We start from the raw sequence: 14,772 nt of genomic DNA, 5'->3' as shown, positions 1-14,772 counted from the left end.
AAATTCCCACCATGAATACTGTCACCAATATAATTCACGGCAGTAAATATCATAAATATGTATGTAGAGCAGCGCATCCATTTTCGAAAAAATATGCCATTAGTTCTAACAGACTGCATTAATTACCCCTAAAATACTGAAAAAAGCCTCTCATCATGTGTGATAACGATTATTAATAACGTTTGCGCGAGGAAATATCAAGATATTTTCAGCCTTATTAAAAATAAGGTAAACAGACTAAAACTAGCAACTACTTAAATATATAATTCATTCGCGTAACCGATTTTTAGCGAATTTTATGGCAAGGTTAATTAATGGCATTAACGAATCAGGTAAATATGCGGGAAGCTTAAAATAATAAAACCAAGCTTCTATACTCACTTTACGATAAATAAAAGACATGCATTCCAGATTTTATACTTACGGGGGAAAATACAGATAGTGAACGATATTTGAGGAGTTTATGTCAGAATTTCAACAGAACATTTTACTCTGCACTATAACGGAGACAAAAAAGGCGGGAATGCTCCCGCCTTTTGACTGCCTAAGCAGAGTTAAACGATACCCTGGCTACGCAGGTAGTCTTCGTAGTTGCCGGTAAAGTCGACAACCTTGGTCGGCGTCATTTCCAGCACGCGCGTCGCCAGCGAGCTGACGAACTCACGGTCGTGGGAGACGAAGATCAACGTACCTTCGTACATTTCCAGCGCCATGTTCAGCGATTCGATGGATTCCATATCCAGGTGGTTGGTTGGTTCATCCATAACCAGGATATTAGGGCGCTGCATCATCAGCTTGCCGAACAGCATACGGCCCTTTTCACCACCGGACAGCACCTTAACTTTCTTCTTGATGTCGTCCTGGCTAAACAGCAAACGGCCCAGCACACTGCGCACCGCCTGCTCGTCGTCTTTTTCCTGCTTCCACTGGCTCATCCAGTCGAATACCGTCAGGGTATCATCGAACTCGTATTCGTGATCCTGAGCGTAGTAACCGATCTTGGCGTTTTCGGACCACTTCACGCTGCCGCTGTCCGGCAGAGCGTCACCCACCAGCGTTTTCAGCAGGGTGGATTTACCGATACCGTTCGGGCCCAGCACCGCCACTTTCTCACCCACTTCAACCATCAGGTTGAGCTTGCTGAACAGCGGGCCGTTATCGAAGCCTTTGGTCAGCGCTTCCACTTCCAGCGCGTTACGGAACAGTTTCTTGTCCTGATCAAAACGGATGAACGGGTTCTGACGGCTTGAGGCCTTCACTTCTTCCAGTTGGATCTTGTCGATCTGGCGGGCGCGAGAGGTCGCCTGCTTGGATTTGGAAGCGTTGGCGCTGAAGCGGCTCACGAACGATTGCAGTTCGTTAATCTGTGCCTTCTTCTTGGCGTTGTCCGCAACCAGACGCTCACGCGCCTGAGTGGCCGCGGTCATGTATTCGTCGTAGTTACCCGGGTAAACGCGCAGCTCGCCGTAGTCCAGATCCGCCATGTGAGTACAGACCATGTTCAGGAAGTGACGGTCGTGCGAAATGATGACCATGGTGCTGTTACGATCGTTCAGCACCTGCTCCAGCCAGCGAATGGTATCGATGTCCAGGTTGTTCGTCGGTTCGTCGAGCAACAGGATCTCCGGATCGGAGAACAGCGCCTGCGCCAGCAATACGCGCAGTTTGAAGCCCGGCGCGATCTCGCTCATTGGGCCGTAATGCTGTTCAACCGGGATGCCTACGCCAAGCAGCAGTTCGCCGGCGCGCGCTTCTGCGGTGTAACCGTCCATCTCGCCGTAAGCCACTTCCAGATCGGCCACTTTATAGCCGTCTTCTTCGCTCATTTCGGCCAGACCGTAAATGCGGTCACGCTCTTCCTTCACCGCCCACAGCTCGTGGTGGCCCATGATGACGGTGTCCAGCACGCTGTATTGTTCGAAAGCGAACTGATCCTGACGCAGTTTGCCCAGGCGTTCGTTCGGATCGAGGAACACGTTGCCGCCGCTCGGCACCAGATCGCCACCCAGGATTTTCATAAAGGTGGATTTGCCGCAGCCGTTGGCCCCGATCAAACCGTAGCGGTTACCGCCGCCAAACTTGACGGAGATGTTTTCAAACAACGGCTTACTGCCAAACTGCATAGTGATGTTGTTAGTGCTTAACACAGCGCTCGCTCTTCATATCATTGGGAATGTGATTTGGCGCGCATTATGCCATAACGAGGATAAGAGATCGCGGGAAGTTTCGGTGACAATTTGAGCAAAGGTGCGGCGGCAGAGGATCATGCGGTTAACCCGACATGCCGGGCCCATGGCTCGGCGCAATGCAAGCTGCTCGCTGACGGAGGGATCTCGGTGAAACTATTACCGCTTGAAGGTTGCCATGGGCACTTCCCCAAAAAATAGAGTAATTCAGTAAATACACTCACATGCATCCATGATTTAAAATGCCAAAATATAAATATTTAAATTTTTCTTTTCTTAAAATGTCTGCTTTCAATATCGAAACATCATCATCCCACTCTTTTTCAAAAATGGATTTGACGTCATTATTATTTAGTTTACCTAGTTGCTTCAATCCACAAGCTGCATAGAGTTTACTTTCTGGCGTTGCCTTGGGATTATTGGCTATTCTCAGGAAAATATCAGTTGCTCCTTTGCTTTTAAGAATATCTATTACAGCAACTTCTCCTTCACTAACCTTGCCAGCAAAGCTATTCATTCCTAAAGAAAAATAACCAATCTGGGATAAGTTGGTTTCTATAGTTTCATAATTTTTTTCATTTGCGTAGCCATAGAGAGAACATAACGAAGTGAAAAACAAAGTAGCAACGATAAAAATCATTTTCATAAATCCCACCTGCATTCACAAATCATTTACCTTATACCAACCTAACCACATAAATAAAATTATTGCAAATAGAAAACTTATAGCCGTATTAATAACATGACTCATTAAAATATATAAAATAGCTTGATTCATACACTCTTATACGTTAACTAGCCATGACCTTGCTTTTCTTCGGCCATTTTTGAAATATCCCCATTCCCCGAACATGCCGAATGCGATAATCCCCCATCCGGCATACTGACTCGTTAATCGGGAAAACAGCCGTTGATGTGCGAGTAAGGCGCTGCATCACCGAACAGCGGTTCGGAACTGCCATCGGTCAGAAAACCTGCCGCCAATCTGGCGGTGTGCGTCCAGAGGCTTTGCGGGATCCATGAGCCGACGCTCACCCGGCGTACGCCAAGCGCAGCGAGTTGCTCCGCCGGCAAAAGACCAGGCCAGGCGATCACATTAAGCAGCAGATCGGTTTGGCCGGCAATGTCACGGATCTCTTCCGGATCCGTCACACCCAAAACAAACAACCCATCAGCCCCGGCCTCGCGGTAACCCTGGGTGTGGCTGACGGTGCAGATTGGCAAAAACGGCGGCGTTATTGTGAGTGTCCATAAGGTTCTCCCGATAAAAAACGCATTCTAACCATCATCAATCTGGATGATAATAGCCGCAGATTTCAGATATTCATTCCCTGGGAGAACGAATGGAAGAACCTTCCCTGCAACTGGTAAAAGCCTTTGTCGCCGTGGCTGAGCATCAGAGCTTCGCCAGAGCGGCGCAATCCCTGAATATGACGCCTTCTGCCGTCAGTCGCCTGGTCAAAAAGCTTGAGCAGCAGGTTGATATGTTGCTTATCAACCGCACCACCCGGGCGATGTCGCTGACCGACGCCGGCCAGCGCTACTTCACAGACTGCAGCGCCGCCCTGGAACAATTGAGAATGGCCTATGAGCGAATGCGCGATGAGCAAAGCCAGCCGCAGGGAACCTTGCGTGTCAGCACTTCGCTGTCGTTTGGCCGTCTGCACGTCGCGCCGCATCTGGCGGCTTTTATGGCGCAGTATCCCCAACTGCGAATAGACCTGCTGATGACCGATCGTTATGTCGACATTGTTGCGGAACGCGTGGCGGTAGCTATCCGCATTGGCCGGCTACCGGATTCAAGCCTGGTGGCGCGCAAGCTACTCAACAACCGGCGGATCCTGGTCGCCTCACCGTGTTATCTGCAACAGCATGGCACACCGACAACGCTTGAGGAACTGCGGCAGCACCAGTGTCTGATCTCGACGGCGAGTCACGACGGCGAGAACTGGCGCCTGTTCGGGCCTCAGGGAGAAATAATGTTTCAGCCCAAGGGCCGAATGCGAGCGGATAATGGCGATGCGGTCAAACAATTTTGTATAGACGGCCAAGGCATCGCATTTCATTCCGCCGTGACGATGGCCGAATCGATACGTTTGGGGGAATTGGTGCAACTGCTGCCGCAATGGACAGGGAGGGAAACCGGGGTGTATTCCGTTTACCCGCCAGGGCCGGTGGGGCCGGCAGCGCGGGCGTTAGTCGAGTTCCTGACCCTAAGATGGCAACAGGAACCTTGTCTGAAAATGCAACAAACTGAAATTTAAGAAAAAATCAGCGGGGCTTGGCCACTACATTCAATAGTCCCGCATTTTGCACTACTGCCGCAAAGTCTATAACGGCATCAAGGCATAGGGGAGCCTTGTGCGAGACGTCTCAATATCCTGGATTACTCGTATTTCTGCCTGCGTTCGAGAAAACATATTTGTATTCACCACAACGATTATTTAAATAAATTAAATTCACACAAAATATTAATTACCCACAGGCAGGCCTAAAGAAACTATCAGGCTTATCATCTGAGTGATAGAGGTAGCCAATATTTACGTTAAACATCTCAACAAAAAAATAACGTTAACCTGCGGGTGATAAACCATTATTCCCTTGGATTAAGTAAATGCTTTGCCTTTACCCTCGCCCTCAGGCCGAGTAGCCATTTTTATTGCTACGACAGAACCTCACCACCACAGATTCCTCTCTACGATTAAAATTGTGATTCACCTCTTAAAACCCACAGGGAATCGGATCCTTTGTGTGTGGCAGGTCACTAAATCGTCAGTCTGGCTGGGTTAACCCCTTACCAGAATCCATACAAACCACTTAATAAACAATAAATTAAATTAATTAACTTCCATTTTCACACCACAAACAACCTGTATTGCATATAGTTGTACATACAAGTATATGTAAACAAGAGGTTGCAATGGTGTGATCGCAACAAACCGCATCCCTCAGGTATCACTGGTGAAACATTAACAATAAAAACATGCCGCCCATCGCGAGAGATAGAAATAATGACAAACACTGTTGAAAACGAGTTATCCGAGAATCGGACGATCGACAAGAAAACGATAAATTATAAGGTCATTTTTGGCGCCAGCCTCGGTAACGGACTGGAGATCTTCGATTTCACCGTTTACAGCTTCTTTGCAGCCATTATCGGTAAACTGTATTTCCCCAGCGACACGGCCTACGGATCTTTATTAATGTCGGTGGCCGTTTTTGGCGTCGGTTTTATTATGCGTCCGCTAGGCAGCATGGTGCTGGGCGCCTACGCCGATCGGGTCGGTCGTAAGGCTGCGATGTTAATGACCATTGTCCTGATGGGCATCGGCACGGCGCTGATTGCTTTTGCCCCCACCCATGCGCAAATAGGCCTCTTCGCGCCAATGCTGATCGTGGTCGGGCGATTGATTCAGGGTTTTGCCGCCGGCGGTGAAGTGGGGTCTGCGACCACCCTGCTTCTGGAGTCGGCCGGGGCCAACCAGCGGGGATTCTTTGTCAGCTGGCAGGCGATCAGCCAAGGCATCAGCGCCTTGCTCGGCGCCTCTTTCGGGCTGCTGTTGACCTATTTTCTGCCGGAAGAAGCCCTCTATTCCTGGGGCTGGCGCGTGCCTTTCATCATCGGCCTGCTGATTATTCCCGTCGGCGTGTATATCCGTAAACACCTGGAGGAAACCTATAGCGGCGAGGTGGTGGATCACGAACGCCCACAGGTTAACCCGGTCTGGGATGTGCTGCGCAATCACTTTAAAGACCTGCTGCTGGGGATGCTGATCATTATGTCCGGCACCGTGATGGTTTATATTGTGCTGCTGTATATGCCGACCTATATGATGCAGACCTATCATATTGCCGCCCCCACCGCCTATCTCTTCAGTTGCATTGCTTCCGTGGTGCAAATCGCCGCCGTTTATTTCGCCGGCCGTTATGTCGATCGGGTACAAAACTACAAAAAGCCGCTGCTTTTCTCTATCTTTGCCGCCCTGATACTGATTTATCCCACATTCTGGTTCCTGAGCTCCACACACTCTCTGTGGCTGGCAATCCTCTTTCGCATCTTGCTGATCGGTGCTTTAGGGGTCAATATGTTGTCGAGCACCATGCTGATCGTCTCTGCGCTACCGCGCCATGTACGCGCTACCGGCACCTCAATGATTTACGCCTTCGGCGTTACGCTGTTTGGCGGGTCGGCGCAGCTCGTCGTCACCTGGCTGCTGGATGTCAGCGGCAATCCTATGGCGCCGGCCTGGTATGTCACCGGCATGCTGACTCTCAGCCTGATTGCCGCTACGGTGTTCAAGGAGCGGCACAAAAACTGACGCAGTTCTATCCCAGGAGCGATAAAGAAGTATGGATACCCCTTATAATTTGGCATTACTGACGGGCGCAGGACTGAGCGCCATTGCGGCCCTGGTGCATGTTTGGGTGATCAAGGCGGGGGCGCGCGGATATCGTCTGTGTGGCGCCGGCGATCGCTTTATCCGCGCTGCCGAAGCCGGCAAGAAATTTCCGGACATCGCGACCGCAGGTATCGCCCTGGTGTTGTTTATCTGGGCGCTGTACGCTTTGGCCGGTGCCGGCATTATTGCGCCGCTGCCATTGCTGCGCCCCGTGCTGTGCCTCATCACGTTTATCTATCTGTTGCGCGGCATTGCCGGCCCCCTGGCGCTGCGCAATACCGGTCGCAGTGACAGATTCATCGTCATAAGTTCGTTGATTTGTCTCTGTCTGGGTCTGGTTCATCTGCTGGGGCTTGCACAGCGCTGGAACGCGCTGGCATAGCTTTCCGTTAACGCAAGAGATAACACCCGCTCTGCACCGCAGAGCGAGGTTGCTGTCGATACCGCGTTTGAAACCACGTCCCTCAAACGGGCTGACTCAGGCCTGATCGCCGTACCTGACCACAGTCAGCCGCTCTTCCTCTGAAGGGGAAACAAAGTAGTGGGTAAGCAGATCGAAGGTTTCTTCGCTTAGCACGAAAGGATGATCGCCCCGTTCATTTCTCAGTTTTATCCGGCTCTTGCATTGCACATCGCTGACGTCCAGAAAATGCAGACAATGACCAACACCGGCGGCATCCGCCAATTGCCTGGCCCAAAGACGACGATCCGGCGTGTTCATCGGAAAATCGAGCACTACCGACAGCCCATTACGCAGCAGCTGTACAATATGTTCACTCAATGCCTGCCGCAGCCGGGCCGAATAACGGGCGTAATCCTGCAATCCGGCCATCTGTTGTTCATACAGCGTCGCCAGCCAGCTGTCCTCAACAATCAGCAGCGTTTGTGGCTGCTGCGACAAAAGGTTTGCCAACGTCGACTTGCCTGAGCCGGCTTTGCCGCACATCAGATGTAAAACAGCGTGGGGGTGATTTTCCATGACGTCCTCTTGGGTGATAGCCAGCAGGAGGAGAGATTGCCCCGCCTTACTGGCGGGTTTTGGCTTGAAAGAGACGCGCTATCCCACCACTCTGAGAATGGTGATAATAATCTGCGCGAATACAAGTCGGTTTTTGTTCATCCACTATCAATAGAATAAAGCCGGGAGTGCTGTCAACAGCGAAACTAAGGCGGCCTAACAAAACCAGGCTTCACGGATAAAATCGGTAAACAGCCGCACCTTATGCTGAACATGACGGCGCGTTGGATACACCGCAAATACCTGATGCGCCTCACTGGAGAAATCCGGGAACAACCGCACCAGTCGGCCGGCGGCAATCTCCGGATCGGCGACAAACGACGGCAACGAACCAATACCTAACCCGGCGCCAATCATGTCGCGCAGCATCAGGCTGTTGTTCGCCGTCAACCTGGGATTGACCGCCACGCTCAGATTCTCTTCCCCCAACGTAAAGTGCCAATGGCCGGGCTTTTCCGCCAGCGAATAGGCCAGGCACTGATGATGCTGTAACTGCGCCACCGTTTTCGGCGTGCCATATTGCGCCAAATAAGCCGGTGCGGCGCAGATCCTCTGCTGCACCTCCCCCAGAGAACGGGCGCTCAGCGACGAATCCGGCAAATGACGGCGAATACGCAGCGAAATATCAAAACCGGCAGCCACTACGTCCAGTACCCGATCGTCCAGCGTCAGTTCCACCTGCAACTCTGGGTAACGTTGCATAAACTGCGGCAGCAGCGGCGACAACACCATCAGACCAAAAGAGAGCGGCGCATTGATCCGCAGCGTGCCGGACACCTGTTGCACGCTGGCGGCGACCGTCTGCTCCAGCGCATCAAATTCGCCCAGCAGCCGGCAAGCTTCCTGATAGTACAGTTGCCCCGCCTCGGTCAGGCTCATGGTTCGCGTCGTCCGTGCGATCAATACCGTGGCCAACCGGGCTTCCAATTGCTTGATCTGCTTGCTCAGGGCGGCGGGCGTCACCGCCAGATCCTCAGCGGCCTTGTAAAAACTGTTGCGTTCAACCACGCGGCGGAATGCCCGCATCGCCAGTAAAACGTCCATATAATTTCCTATAAGTTAATTATCAATTAAATAAACCATAGATTATTAACTTCATCAATATCAGTAGACTCCCGATCGCTCGCTTCATCTGTATGAAGTAAAAAACCGGCACTCATGGAGTTAACAATGAAAAAGACCCTCATCGCCCTACTGCTCAGCCTCAGCAGTGCAGCAACCCCCTTAGCCGCCCTGGCGCAACCGGTAACCGCCGATGCACGCCAGGCCGGTTACGTTCAACCGCTGACGGCGGACAATAGCCTGCTGCTGCTGGTCGATCTGCAGGACATGTTCGGCATGACCATCTCCTCTATCGATCAAACCAACCTGCTGAACAACGCCACCGGCATTGCCAAAGCGGCCAAGGTCTTCAACGTGCCGACGATTTTGGCTTCGGCCAATGCCAAAAGCTTTGCCGGCCCCTTTTTCCAGCAGGTGACCCTGGCTCGGCCGGATCTGAAAGTTTATGACCGCACCGCCATCAACGTCTGGCAGGATCCGCGCGTGGTTGAACAGATCAAAAAGTCCGGCCGCAAAAAAATCATCATCGGTGGCCTGTGGACCGCCAGTTGCGTGATGCTGCCGGCCCTTTCCGCCTTGGGCGAGGGGTACGAAGTGTACATTTTGTCTGACGTTACCGGTGATATCACCGCAGATACCCAACATAACGCCATGCAGCGCCTGATTCAGGCCGGCGCCACACCGGTCAACTGGGTAGCCTTGATGCTGGAATGGCAACAGGACTGGAGCCATAAGACCACCGCCGGCGGGGTATTGAAGATTGCCGGCGAACATGGCGCAAGCTGGGGCATGGGCGCCAACTACGCCGGCGCCATGAAAGTCGGCAGCGAAGCCAAATAATTCTCTCGTCGTCTTAGCCCGCGCCCTGCGGGCTTTGCACTAACCTGCGTGATAGCCGCAACTGTCCTGCGGCGCTTGATCGCGCTGATCCAAACCATAGTCGCGCACCACCTCAGCCACCCGCAGGCGGTACTGCGCCAGCACATCATGGCGGCCACGCGCCTGCGCAACCCGGTGCTGCTCGAGATTGCGCCACTGTTTTACCGCCTCTTCATCCCGCCAGAAGGACAGCGACAGTAAACGCTGCGGATCGGCCAGGCTTTGGAAGCGCTCGATGGAGATAAATCCGTCGATCTCCGCCAACAGCGGCTTTAGCTCTGCCGCCAGCTTAAGATAGGTTTCACGCTGCCCGTCGGCGGCCTGCAGTTCAAAAATAACGGCAATCATAGAGAGCTCCTGTCAGAGGTAAAATTCAGGTACGCGCGCGTTTTGCGAAACCCGCCAGTGGAAGCTGTTCAGCGCCTGCGGATCAACGCCCAGTGCGGATAAATGTTGAATGCCGTACCGCGCAATGATTTTCGCCCAGTTCGCCCCCGGACAACGGTGCGCGCCATCACCGAAAGCAAAACTTTCGTCACCCGCGCACAGCAATATCAGAATGTCTTGCCCAGCCAGTACCCTGTAGCCTGCTACCAGTGTATCCCGCAACGCGAAACGACGAGTATTTTGAATCGGAGGCGTATCAGAAAGGACTTTTTCAATCAGCGCCTGCGTATCTCCGTCGTGATTGCGCATCAACAACAGCGTCTGCCCGATCAAACCAGCGGTACCTTCGCAAGCCTGAAACATCAGCCCAATAGCATTGGACAGCACGGTATGATGCCCCATATCGCGTATAGCGCATGCCCGCTGCAGGCTAAGCCATAAAGGGCCACGACGGTTTTCAAACCGAGCCGAAAGACGCCCAGCGGCAAGTATTCCCTTCCCCCTCTGGCTTTCGCTCCCGCCAGGAGCAATGCACCGTGAAAAATCCAATACTTCATCCGCCAGTTCCGCCCACTCATCAGCACCTACGCCCAACAGTGAAGCCATAACGCACACCGGCAAGGCATAGTTAAAACGGGTGATCTGGTTAGCATCCGGCAAACAAGGTGCTATTTCTCGCGCCACGGTCAATGTCGTTTGCTGGATCAGGATTTCGTCGATGCCCGCTAATGCCTGCCGTATAGCCGCTTTAAGTTGAGGATGAACTTCACCATCCTGCATCCGCACCAACGCACCGAAAATGGATTGTGCGGGCGTGTTCAACAACAAAGTGGGGATCGGCTCGCCTGTCGGACGTACCCCCAGATCGCGGTTGTTCAAGGCCTCTCTCACAGCCAAAGGTGAAGCGGCAACCCAACTCTGCAATTGCGCTTGAAACTGCATGGGCGCCATCTGCAGATAGTCGGCGCGCGGGTTGTCAGAAGTGACGGCAGTCACTGCGCGGGTATACGGACAAAGGGTCATGATGATCTCCGTCGAACTGAACCAGGTAAGAACCGATCATAGCGATGGACGCGCAGCCATACTTCGCCTAATCTCGAACTATGAATGACATCGATATTGAAGATCGCCTGGCGGCACTGACCGCCGCTATCGCCGACCGCACCCGTGCGCGCATGTTGTGCCTGCTGATGGACGGGCGCGCCTATACCGCCACCGAGCTCAGCGCCGCGGTGGACGTCGCCGCCTCTACCGCCAGCGGGCATTTGGCGCGCTTGCAGGAGCAGCGGCTGATCGCCTGCGTCAAACAGGGGCGCTATCGCTATTTCCGCCTGGCGGGGCAGCCGGTGGCCGATGTGCTGGAAACGCTGATGGCGCTGGCCGGCGTCGAACGGCCGACGGTGAAAAGCACAACCCCCACCTCGCTGCAATTCGCCCGCACCTGCTACGATCATATGGCCGGTGAAGTGGCGGTAAAACTGCATGACCGCCTGCATCAGTTGGCCTGGCTGGTGGGAGAGGAAGACTACCGGCTGAGCGATGCGGGGCAGACCGCCCTGGCGCGATTGGGCGTCGACTGCGCGCCTGCGCCCTCACGGCGGCGCTTCGCCTGCGGCTGCCTGGACTGGAGCGAACGCAAGGCTCACCTTGGCGGCGCACTTGGCGCAGCGCTACTTAACGCCTTTATCGAGCGCGACTGGATAAGGCGCCGGCTCGATAGCCGCGAGTTGCAACTCACCGCCACCGGCAAGAATGCTCTGAAAGCACATTTTGACCTCACGGTTTAACCCCGCAACGCGTTAGCTTTGGTGCAATACTCAATAGGCAAACCGTCAACCCGAGGACTCTTCATGCTCGATCAAACCCAATTCCCGATTATCAAACGCTGGCCCGCGCAGCACCCGGAAAGGCTGCAACTTTATTCCTTGCCGACGCCAAACGGCGTAAAAGTGTCCATTATGCTCGAAGAGATCGGCCTGCCTTATGAAGCGCACCTGATCGATATCGGCAAGAATGAAACCTGGACACCGGAGTTTTTGTCGCTGAACCCTAACGGTAAAATCCCTTCGATTATCGATCCCGATGGCCCAGGCGGTAAGCCGCTGGCGCTGTTTGAATCCGGTGCCATCCTGCTGTATCTGGCAGAGAAAAGCGGTCAATTCCTGCCACAGGATCCCGCGCAGCGCTATGAAACCATCCAATGGGTATTTTTCCAGATGGCGGCGGTCGGCCCGATGTTCGGCCAACTCGGCTTCTTCCACCGCTTCGCCGGGCGTGAATACGAAGATAAACGCCCGCTGGAGCGTTATAAAAATGAATCCAAACGCCTGCTCGGCGTGCTGGAAAGCCGCCTCGAAGGTCGCGAGTGGATCATGGGCCAGGATTACACCATCGCCGACATTTCTCTGCTGGGCTGGGTGCGCAACCTGATCGGTTTCTACGAAGCGCGCGAACTGGTGGAATTCGACAGTTTCCCACGGGTGGGGCAATGGCTGGAGCGCGGGCTGGCACGCCCGGCAGTACAACGCGGCCTGAATATTCCCGCTCGTAACGAATAATTTATTGCCTGGGATAGCCGCTGGCTATCCCATTTTCGCTCCCCGCATCGTCATAAAAGTGTCACACCTCTGCACTACTCTCCCTGCGTAACAAACTGATGCTATTTATGTTTTATTATTACGACAAGGAGTTTTCCCATGCTGCAGCCCGTTTCTTTGATCGCTGGCGCCGTACTATCCGCCCTGCTTTGTTCCACCGCCTTCGCCGATGAAACACCGGCCAATACCGCGGGTCTTTCCGAGCGCGCGGCGCGCGGTAACATCGTGGAGCCGGGCGGCGCACGCCGTCTGAGCGGCGATCAAACCGCCGCGCTGAAAGCCTCGCTGTCTGACAAAACGGTCAAAAACGTGATTTTGCTGATTGGCGACGGCATGGGCGATTCTGAAATCACCTCGGCGCGCAACTACGCAGAAGGCGCGGGCGGCTATTTTAAAGGCATTGATGCCCTGCCGCTGACCGGTCAATACACCCATTACTCGCTGGATAAGAAAACCCACAAGCCAGATTACGTGACGGATTCCGCCGCCTCGGCGACCGCATGGTCAACCGGCGTAAAAACCTATAACGGCGCGCTGGGGGTTGACGTCAACGGCAAGGATCAGCCGACGCTGCTGGAAATCGCCAAGGCGGCAGGTAAAGCCACCGGCAACGTCTCCACCGCCGAGCTGCAGGACGCCACACCGGCAGCGCAGGTCTCGCATGTCACCTCTCGCAAATGTTACGGCCCGGAAGAAACCAGCGAAAAATGCGCCACCAACGCGCTGGAGAATGGCGGCCGTGGCTCGATCACCGAGCAATTGCTCAAAACCCGCGCCGACGTCTCGCTGGGCGGTGGGGCGAAATCCTTTAATCAGCTGGCGAAAAGCGGCGAATGGCAGGGAAAGTCATTGAAAGACCAGGCAACTGCGCTGGGTTATCAGTGGGTGGAAAACCTTGACGGCCTGAATGCCATCAGCGTAGCCAATCAGCAAAAACCGCTGCTGGGGTTGTTTGCCGCCGGCAATATGCCGGTGCGCTGGCAGGGCCCAAAAGCCTCGCATCACGGTAATATCGACCAACCGGCGGTCACCTGCGAGAACAACCCGGCACGTACTGCCGACATCCCAACGCTGGCGGCAATGACCGAAAAAGCGATAGATCTGCTGAAAAATCAGCAAAACGGTTTCTTCCTGCAGGTGGAAGGCGCATCGATCGACAAGCAGGACCATGAAGCCAACCCTTGCGGCCAGTTCGGCGAGACGGTCGATCTGGATGAAGCGGTACAGAAAGCGCTGGCCTTCGCCCGCGCCGACGGCAACACGCTGGTGATTGTCACCGCCGACCACGCCCATTCCAGCCAGATTATTGCCGTCGATGCCAAAGCGCCAGGCCTGACGCAAACGCTGACCACCAAAGATGGTGCGCCAATGACCATCAGCTACGGTAACTCGGAGGAAGGCTCTCAGGGACACACCGGCACCCAGTTGCGCGTTGCCGCCTACGGCCCGCGTGCCGCTAACGTCGTGGGACTGACCGATCAGACCGACCTGTTCTACACCATGCGTGACGCCATGGCGATTAAGTAAGTCGGTTGCCCGGTAGCTTGCTCTATCCCTTCTCCTCCTGAATATCAGGGGGAGAAGCGGCTTTAACAGGTTAAAAATGATCGATTAACGGCTATATTCACCCTTGCGTCTTCACTTCGCGCCAAAGCGCCCAGATGAAAAGGATGAGCCCTTGCAGTTGATTAACCTGCCATTTACCACCGAACGTCTGCGGCTACGCCGCTTTACCCCTGCCGATCTCAACGCCTACGCGGCTTATCACCGCCTTCCGGAGGTTTATCGGTATTTGTACGCCCCCACGCCGAGCGATGCGCAGTTGGAAGAACAGCTTTCCCAGGCAGTGGCTTCGCGTTTCAGTGAGGATGGCGATATCTTTTACTGTGCGGTCACTCTGCAAGACAGCGGGGAATTGATCGGTGAAGTGCTGCTGAAACTGGCCAACCGCGCGGCATTGCAAGGAGAGATCGGTTATATCTTCAACCCGGTCTACGCCGGTAAAGGCTATGCCGCAGAGGCGGTGCGTGCAGTGCTCGATCGCGGGTTCAGCGAGGTGGGTTGCCACCGCATCTTTGCCCGGCTCGATGCCGCCAATCAGGGCTCGATCGGCGTGGTCGAGCGGCTGGGCCTGCGTAAAGAGGCCCACCTGCGGCAAAACGACCGTTTCAACGGCGAGTGGGGCGACGAGTTTATTTACGCCTTGTTGAACGAAGAATGGCAGCGCAGACAACCGTAGCGCG

At 54.1% G+C, this 14,772-nt stretch carries 15 protein-coding genes; 8 read left to right on the top strand and 7 right to left on the bottom strand.

Features of this window, described 5'->3' with window-relative positions:
• Window positions 1–554 precede the first annotated feature (554 nt).
• The 3 genes from SERAS12_RS07650 to SERAS12_RS07640 all read right to left on the bottom strand — a co-directional run bounded on the left by SERAS12_RS07650 (window position 555) and on the right by SERAS12_RS07640 (window position 3,410).
• A complete protein-coding gene (locus SERAS12_RS07650) occupies window positions 555–2,147 on the bottom strand; it encodes an ABC-F family ATPase (RefSeq protein ID WP_013812161.1) in 1,593 nt (530 codons plus the stop codon).
• 259 nt (window positions 2,148–2,406) lie between these two features.
• On the bottom strand, window positions 2,407–2,832 hold the full coding sequence (mchS3, locus tag SERAS12_RS07645; protein WP_013812160.1) for an MchS3 family protein: 426 nt from the start codon (window positions 2,830–2,832) through the stop codon (window positions 2,407–2,409).
• A gap of 245 nt (window positions 2,833–3,077) precedes the next feature.
• Window positions 3,078–3,410 carry an isocitrate lyase/phosphoenolpyruvate mutase family protein gene (locus SERAS12_RS07640; RefSeq protein WP_239440985.1) on the bottom strand — a complete coding sequence of 111 codons (333 nt, stop codon included), beginning with the start codon at window positions 3,408–3,410 and terminating at the stop codon, window positions 3,078–3,080.
• Window positions 3,411–3,529: 119 nt separating this feature from the next.
• Between SERAS12_RS07640 and SERAS12_RS07635 the strand changes: the two genes are divergently transcribed.
• The 3 genes from SERAS12_RS07635 to SERAS12_RS07625 all read left to right on the top strand — a co-directional run bounded on the left by SERAS12_RS07635 (window position 3,530) and on the right by SERAS12_RS07625 (window position 6,968).
• Complete coding sequence (locus SERAS12_RS07635; RefSeq protein ID WP_013812159.1) at window positions 3,530–4,450, top strand: LysR family transcriptional regulator; 921 nt, start codon at window positions 3,530–3,532, stop codon at window positions 4,448–4,450.
• A gap of 747 nt (window positions 4,451–5,197) precedes the next feature.
• Window positions 5,198–6,505 carry an MFS transporter gene (locus tag SERAS12_RS07630; RefSeq protein WP_013812158.1) on the top strand — a complete coding sequence of 436 codons (1,308 nt, stop codon included), beginning with the start codon at window positions 5,198–5,200 and terminating at the stop codon, window positions 6,503–6,505.
• A 31-nt stretch (window positions 6,506–6,536) separates the two neighbouring features.
• Window positions 6,537–6,968: a hypothetical protein gene (locus SERAS12_RS07625; protein WP_013812157.1), complete on the top strand. Its 432-nt coding sequence runs from the start codon at window positions 6,537–6,539 to the stop codon at window positions 6,966–6,968.
• A 96-nt stretch (window positions 6,969–7,064) separates the two neighbouring features.
• Here SERAS12_RS07625 and SERAS12_RS07620 read toward each other — a convergent pair whose 3' ends face one another.
• Both SERAS12_RS07620 and SERAS12_RS07615 read right to left on the bottom strand, forming a co-directional pair.
• Entirely contained in the window at window positions 7,065–7,565 is a 501-nt protein-coding gene (locus tag SERAS12_RS07620; protein ID WP_013812156.1) for an ATP-binding protein, read from the bottom strand.
• A gap of 195 nt (window positions 7,566–7,760) precedes the next feature.
• On the bottom strand, window positions 7,761–8,648 hold the full coding sequence (locus SERAS12_RS07615; RefSeq protein WP_013812155.1) for a LysR family transcriptional regulator: 888 nt from the start codon (window positions 8,646–8,648) through the stop codon (window positions 7,761–7,763).
• Window positions 8,649–8,774: 126 nt separating this feature from the next.
• Between SERAS12_RS07615 and SERAS12_RS07610 the strand changes: the two genes are divergently transcribed.
• Entirely contained in the window at window positions 8,775–9,506 is a 732-nt protein-coding gene (locus SERAS12_RS07610; RefSeq protein ID WP_013812154.1) for an isochorismatase family protein, read from the top strand.
• 39 nt (window positions 9,507–9,545) lie between these two features.
• Here the strand turns inward: SERAS12_RS07610 and SERAS12_RS07605 are convergent, their stop codons facing one another.
• Window positions 9,546–9,893 carry an antibiotic biosynthesis monooxygenase gene (locus SERAS12_RS07605; protein WP_013812153.1) on the bottom strand — a complete coding sequence of 116 codons (348 nt, stop codon included), beginning with the start codon at window positions 9,891–9,893 and terminating at the stop codon, window positions 9,546–9,548.
• Window positions 9,894–9,905: 12 nt separating this feature from the next.
• Window positions 9,906–10,955, bottom strand: a complete 1,050-nt coding sequence (locus SERAS12_RS07600) for a cytochrome P450 (protein ID WP_013812152.1) — start codon at window positions 10,953–10,955, stop codon at window positions 9,906–9,908.
• An 80-nt stretch (window positions 10,956–11,035) separates the two neighbouring features.
• Here SERAS12_RS07600 and SERAS12_RS07595 point away from each other — a divergent pair, with 80 nt between their 5' ends.
• The 4 genes from SERAS12_RS07595 to SERAS12_RS07580 all read left to right on the top strand — a co-directional run bounded on the left by SERAS12_RS07595 (window position 11,036) and on the right by SERAS12_RS07580 (window position 14,768).
• A complete protein-coding gene (locus SERAS12_RS07595) occupies window positions 11,036–11,719 on the top strand; it encodes a helix-turn-helix transcriptional regulator (protein WP_013812151.1) in 684 nt (227 codons plus the stop codon).
• A 63-nt stretch (window positions 11,720–11,782) separates the two neighbouring features.
• The gene (locus SERAS12_RS07590) at window positions 11,783–12,490 is read left to right on the top strand and encodes a glutathione S-transferase N-terminal domain-containing protein (protein WP_013812150.1); all 708 of its coding nucleotides are present in this window, start codon (window positions 11,783–11,785) and stop codon (window positions 12,488–12,490) included.
• 138 nt (window positions 12,491–12,628) lie between these two features.
• On the top strand, window positions 12,629–14,056 hold the full coding sequence (phoA, locus tag SERAS12_RS07585; RefSeq protein ID WP_013812149.1) for an alkaline phosphatase: 1,428 nt from the start codon (window positions 12,629–12,631) through the stop codon (window positions 14,054–14,056).
• A gap of 151 nt (window positions 14,057–14,207) precedes the next feature.
• Window positions 14,208–14,768, top strand: a complete 561-nt coding sequence (locus SERAS12_RS07580) for a GNAT family N-acetyltransferase (RefSeq protein ID WP_013812148.1) — start codon at window positions 14,208–14,210, stop codon at window positions 14,766–14,768.
• Window positions 14,769–14,772: the final 4 nt, after the last annotated feature.

The sequence above is a fragment of the Serratia sp. AS12 genome (assembly GCF_000214195.1).
Classification (GTDB): domain Bacteria; phylum Pseudomonadota; class Gammaproteobacteria; order Enterobacterales; family Enterobacteriaceae; genus Serratia; species Serratia plymuthica.
Note: the sequence above shows the minus strand (reverse complement) of the source record. Positions and strands in the feature narration are given on the sequence as shown.

Excerpts from the sequence above, each read along its gene's own strand:
- SERAS12_RS07635 (WP_013812159.1), top strand. The coding sequence starts at position 3,530 with ATGGAAGAACCTTCCCTGCAACTGGTAAAAGCCTTTGTCGCCGTGGCT.
- SERAS12_RS07625 (WP_013812157.1), top strand. The coding sequence starts at position 6,537 with ATGGATACCCCTTATAATTTGGCATTACTGACGGGCGCAGGACTGAGC.
- SERAS12_RS07615 (WP_013812155.1), bottom strand. The coding sequence starts at position 8,648 with ATGGACGTTTTACTGGCGATGCGGGCATTCCGCCGCGTGGTTGAACGC.
- SERAS12_RS07595 (WP_013812151.1), top strand. The coding sequence starts at position 11,036 with ATGAATGACATCGATATTGAAGATCGCCTGGCGGCACTGACCGCCGCT.
- SERAS12_RS07605 (WP_013812153.1), bottom strand. The coding sequence starts at position 9,893 with ATGATTGCCGTTATTTTTGAACTGCAGGCCGCCGACGGGCAGCGTGAA.
- mchS3 (WP_013812160.1), bottom strand. The coding sequence starts at position 2,832 with ATGAAAATGATTTTTATCGTTGCTACTTTGTTTTTCACTTCGTTATGT.
- SERAS12_RS07630 (WP_013812158.1), top strand. The coding sequence starts at position 5,198 with ATGACAAACACTGTTGAAAACGAGTTATCCGAGAATCGGACGATCGAC.
- SERAS12_RS07600 (WP_013812152.1), bottom strand. The coding sequence starts at position 10,955 with ATGACCCTTTGTCCGTATACCCGCGCAGTGACTGCCGTCACTTCTGAC.
- phoA (WP_013812149.1), top strand. The coding sequence starts at position 12,629 with ATGCTGCAGCCCGTTTCTTTGATCGCTGGCGCCGTACTATCCGCCCTG.
- SERAS12_RS07620 (WP_013812156.1), bottom strand. The coding sequence starts at position 7,565 with ATGGAAAATCACCCCCACGCTGTTTTACATCTGATGTGCGGCAAAGCC.
- SERAS12_RS07610 (WP_013812154.1), top strand. The coding sequence starts at position 8,775 with ATGAAAAAGACCCTCATCGCCCTACTGCTCAGCCTCAGCAGTGCAGCA.
- SERAS12_RS07590 (WP_013812150.1), top strand. The coding sequence starts at position 11,783 with ATGCTCGATCAAACCCAATTCCCGATTATCAAACGCTGGCCCGCGCAG.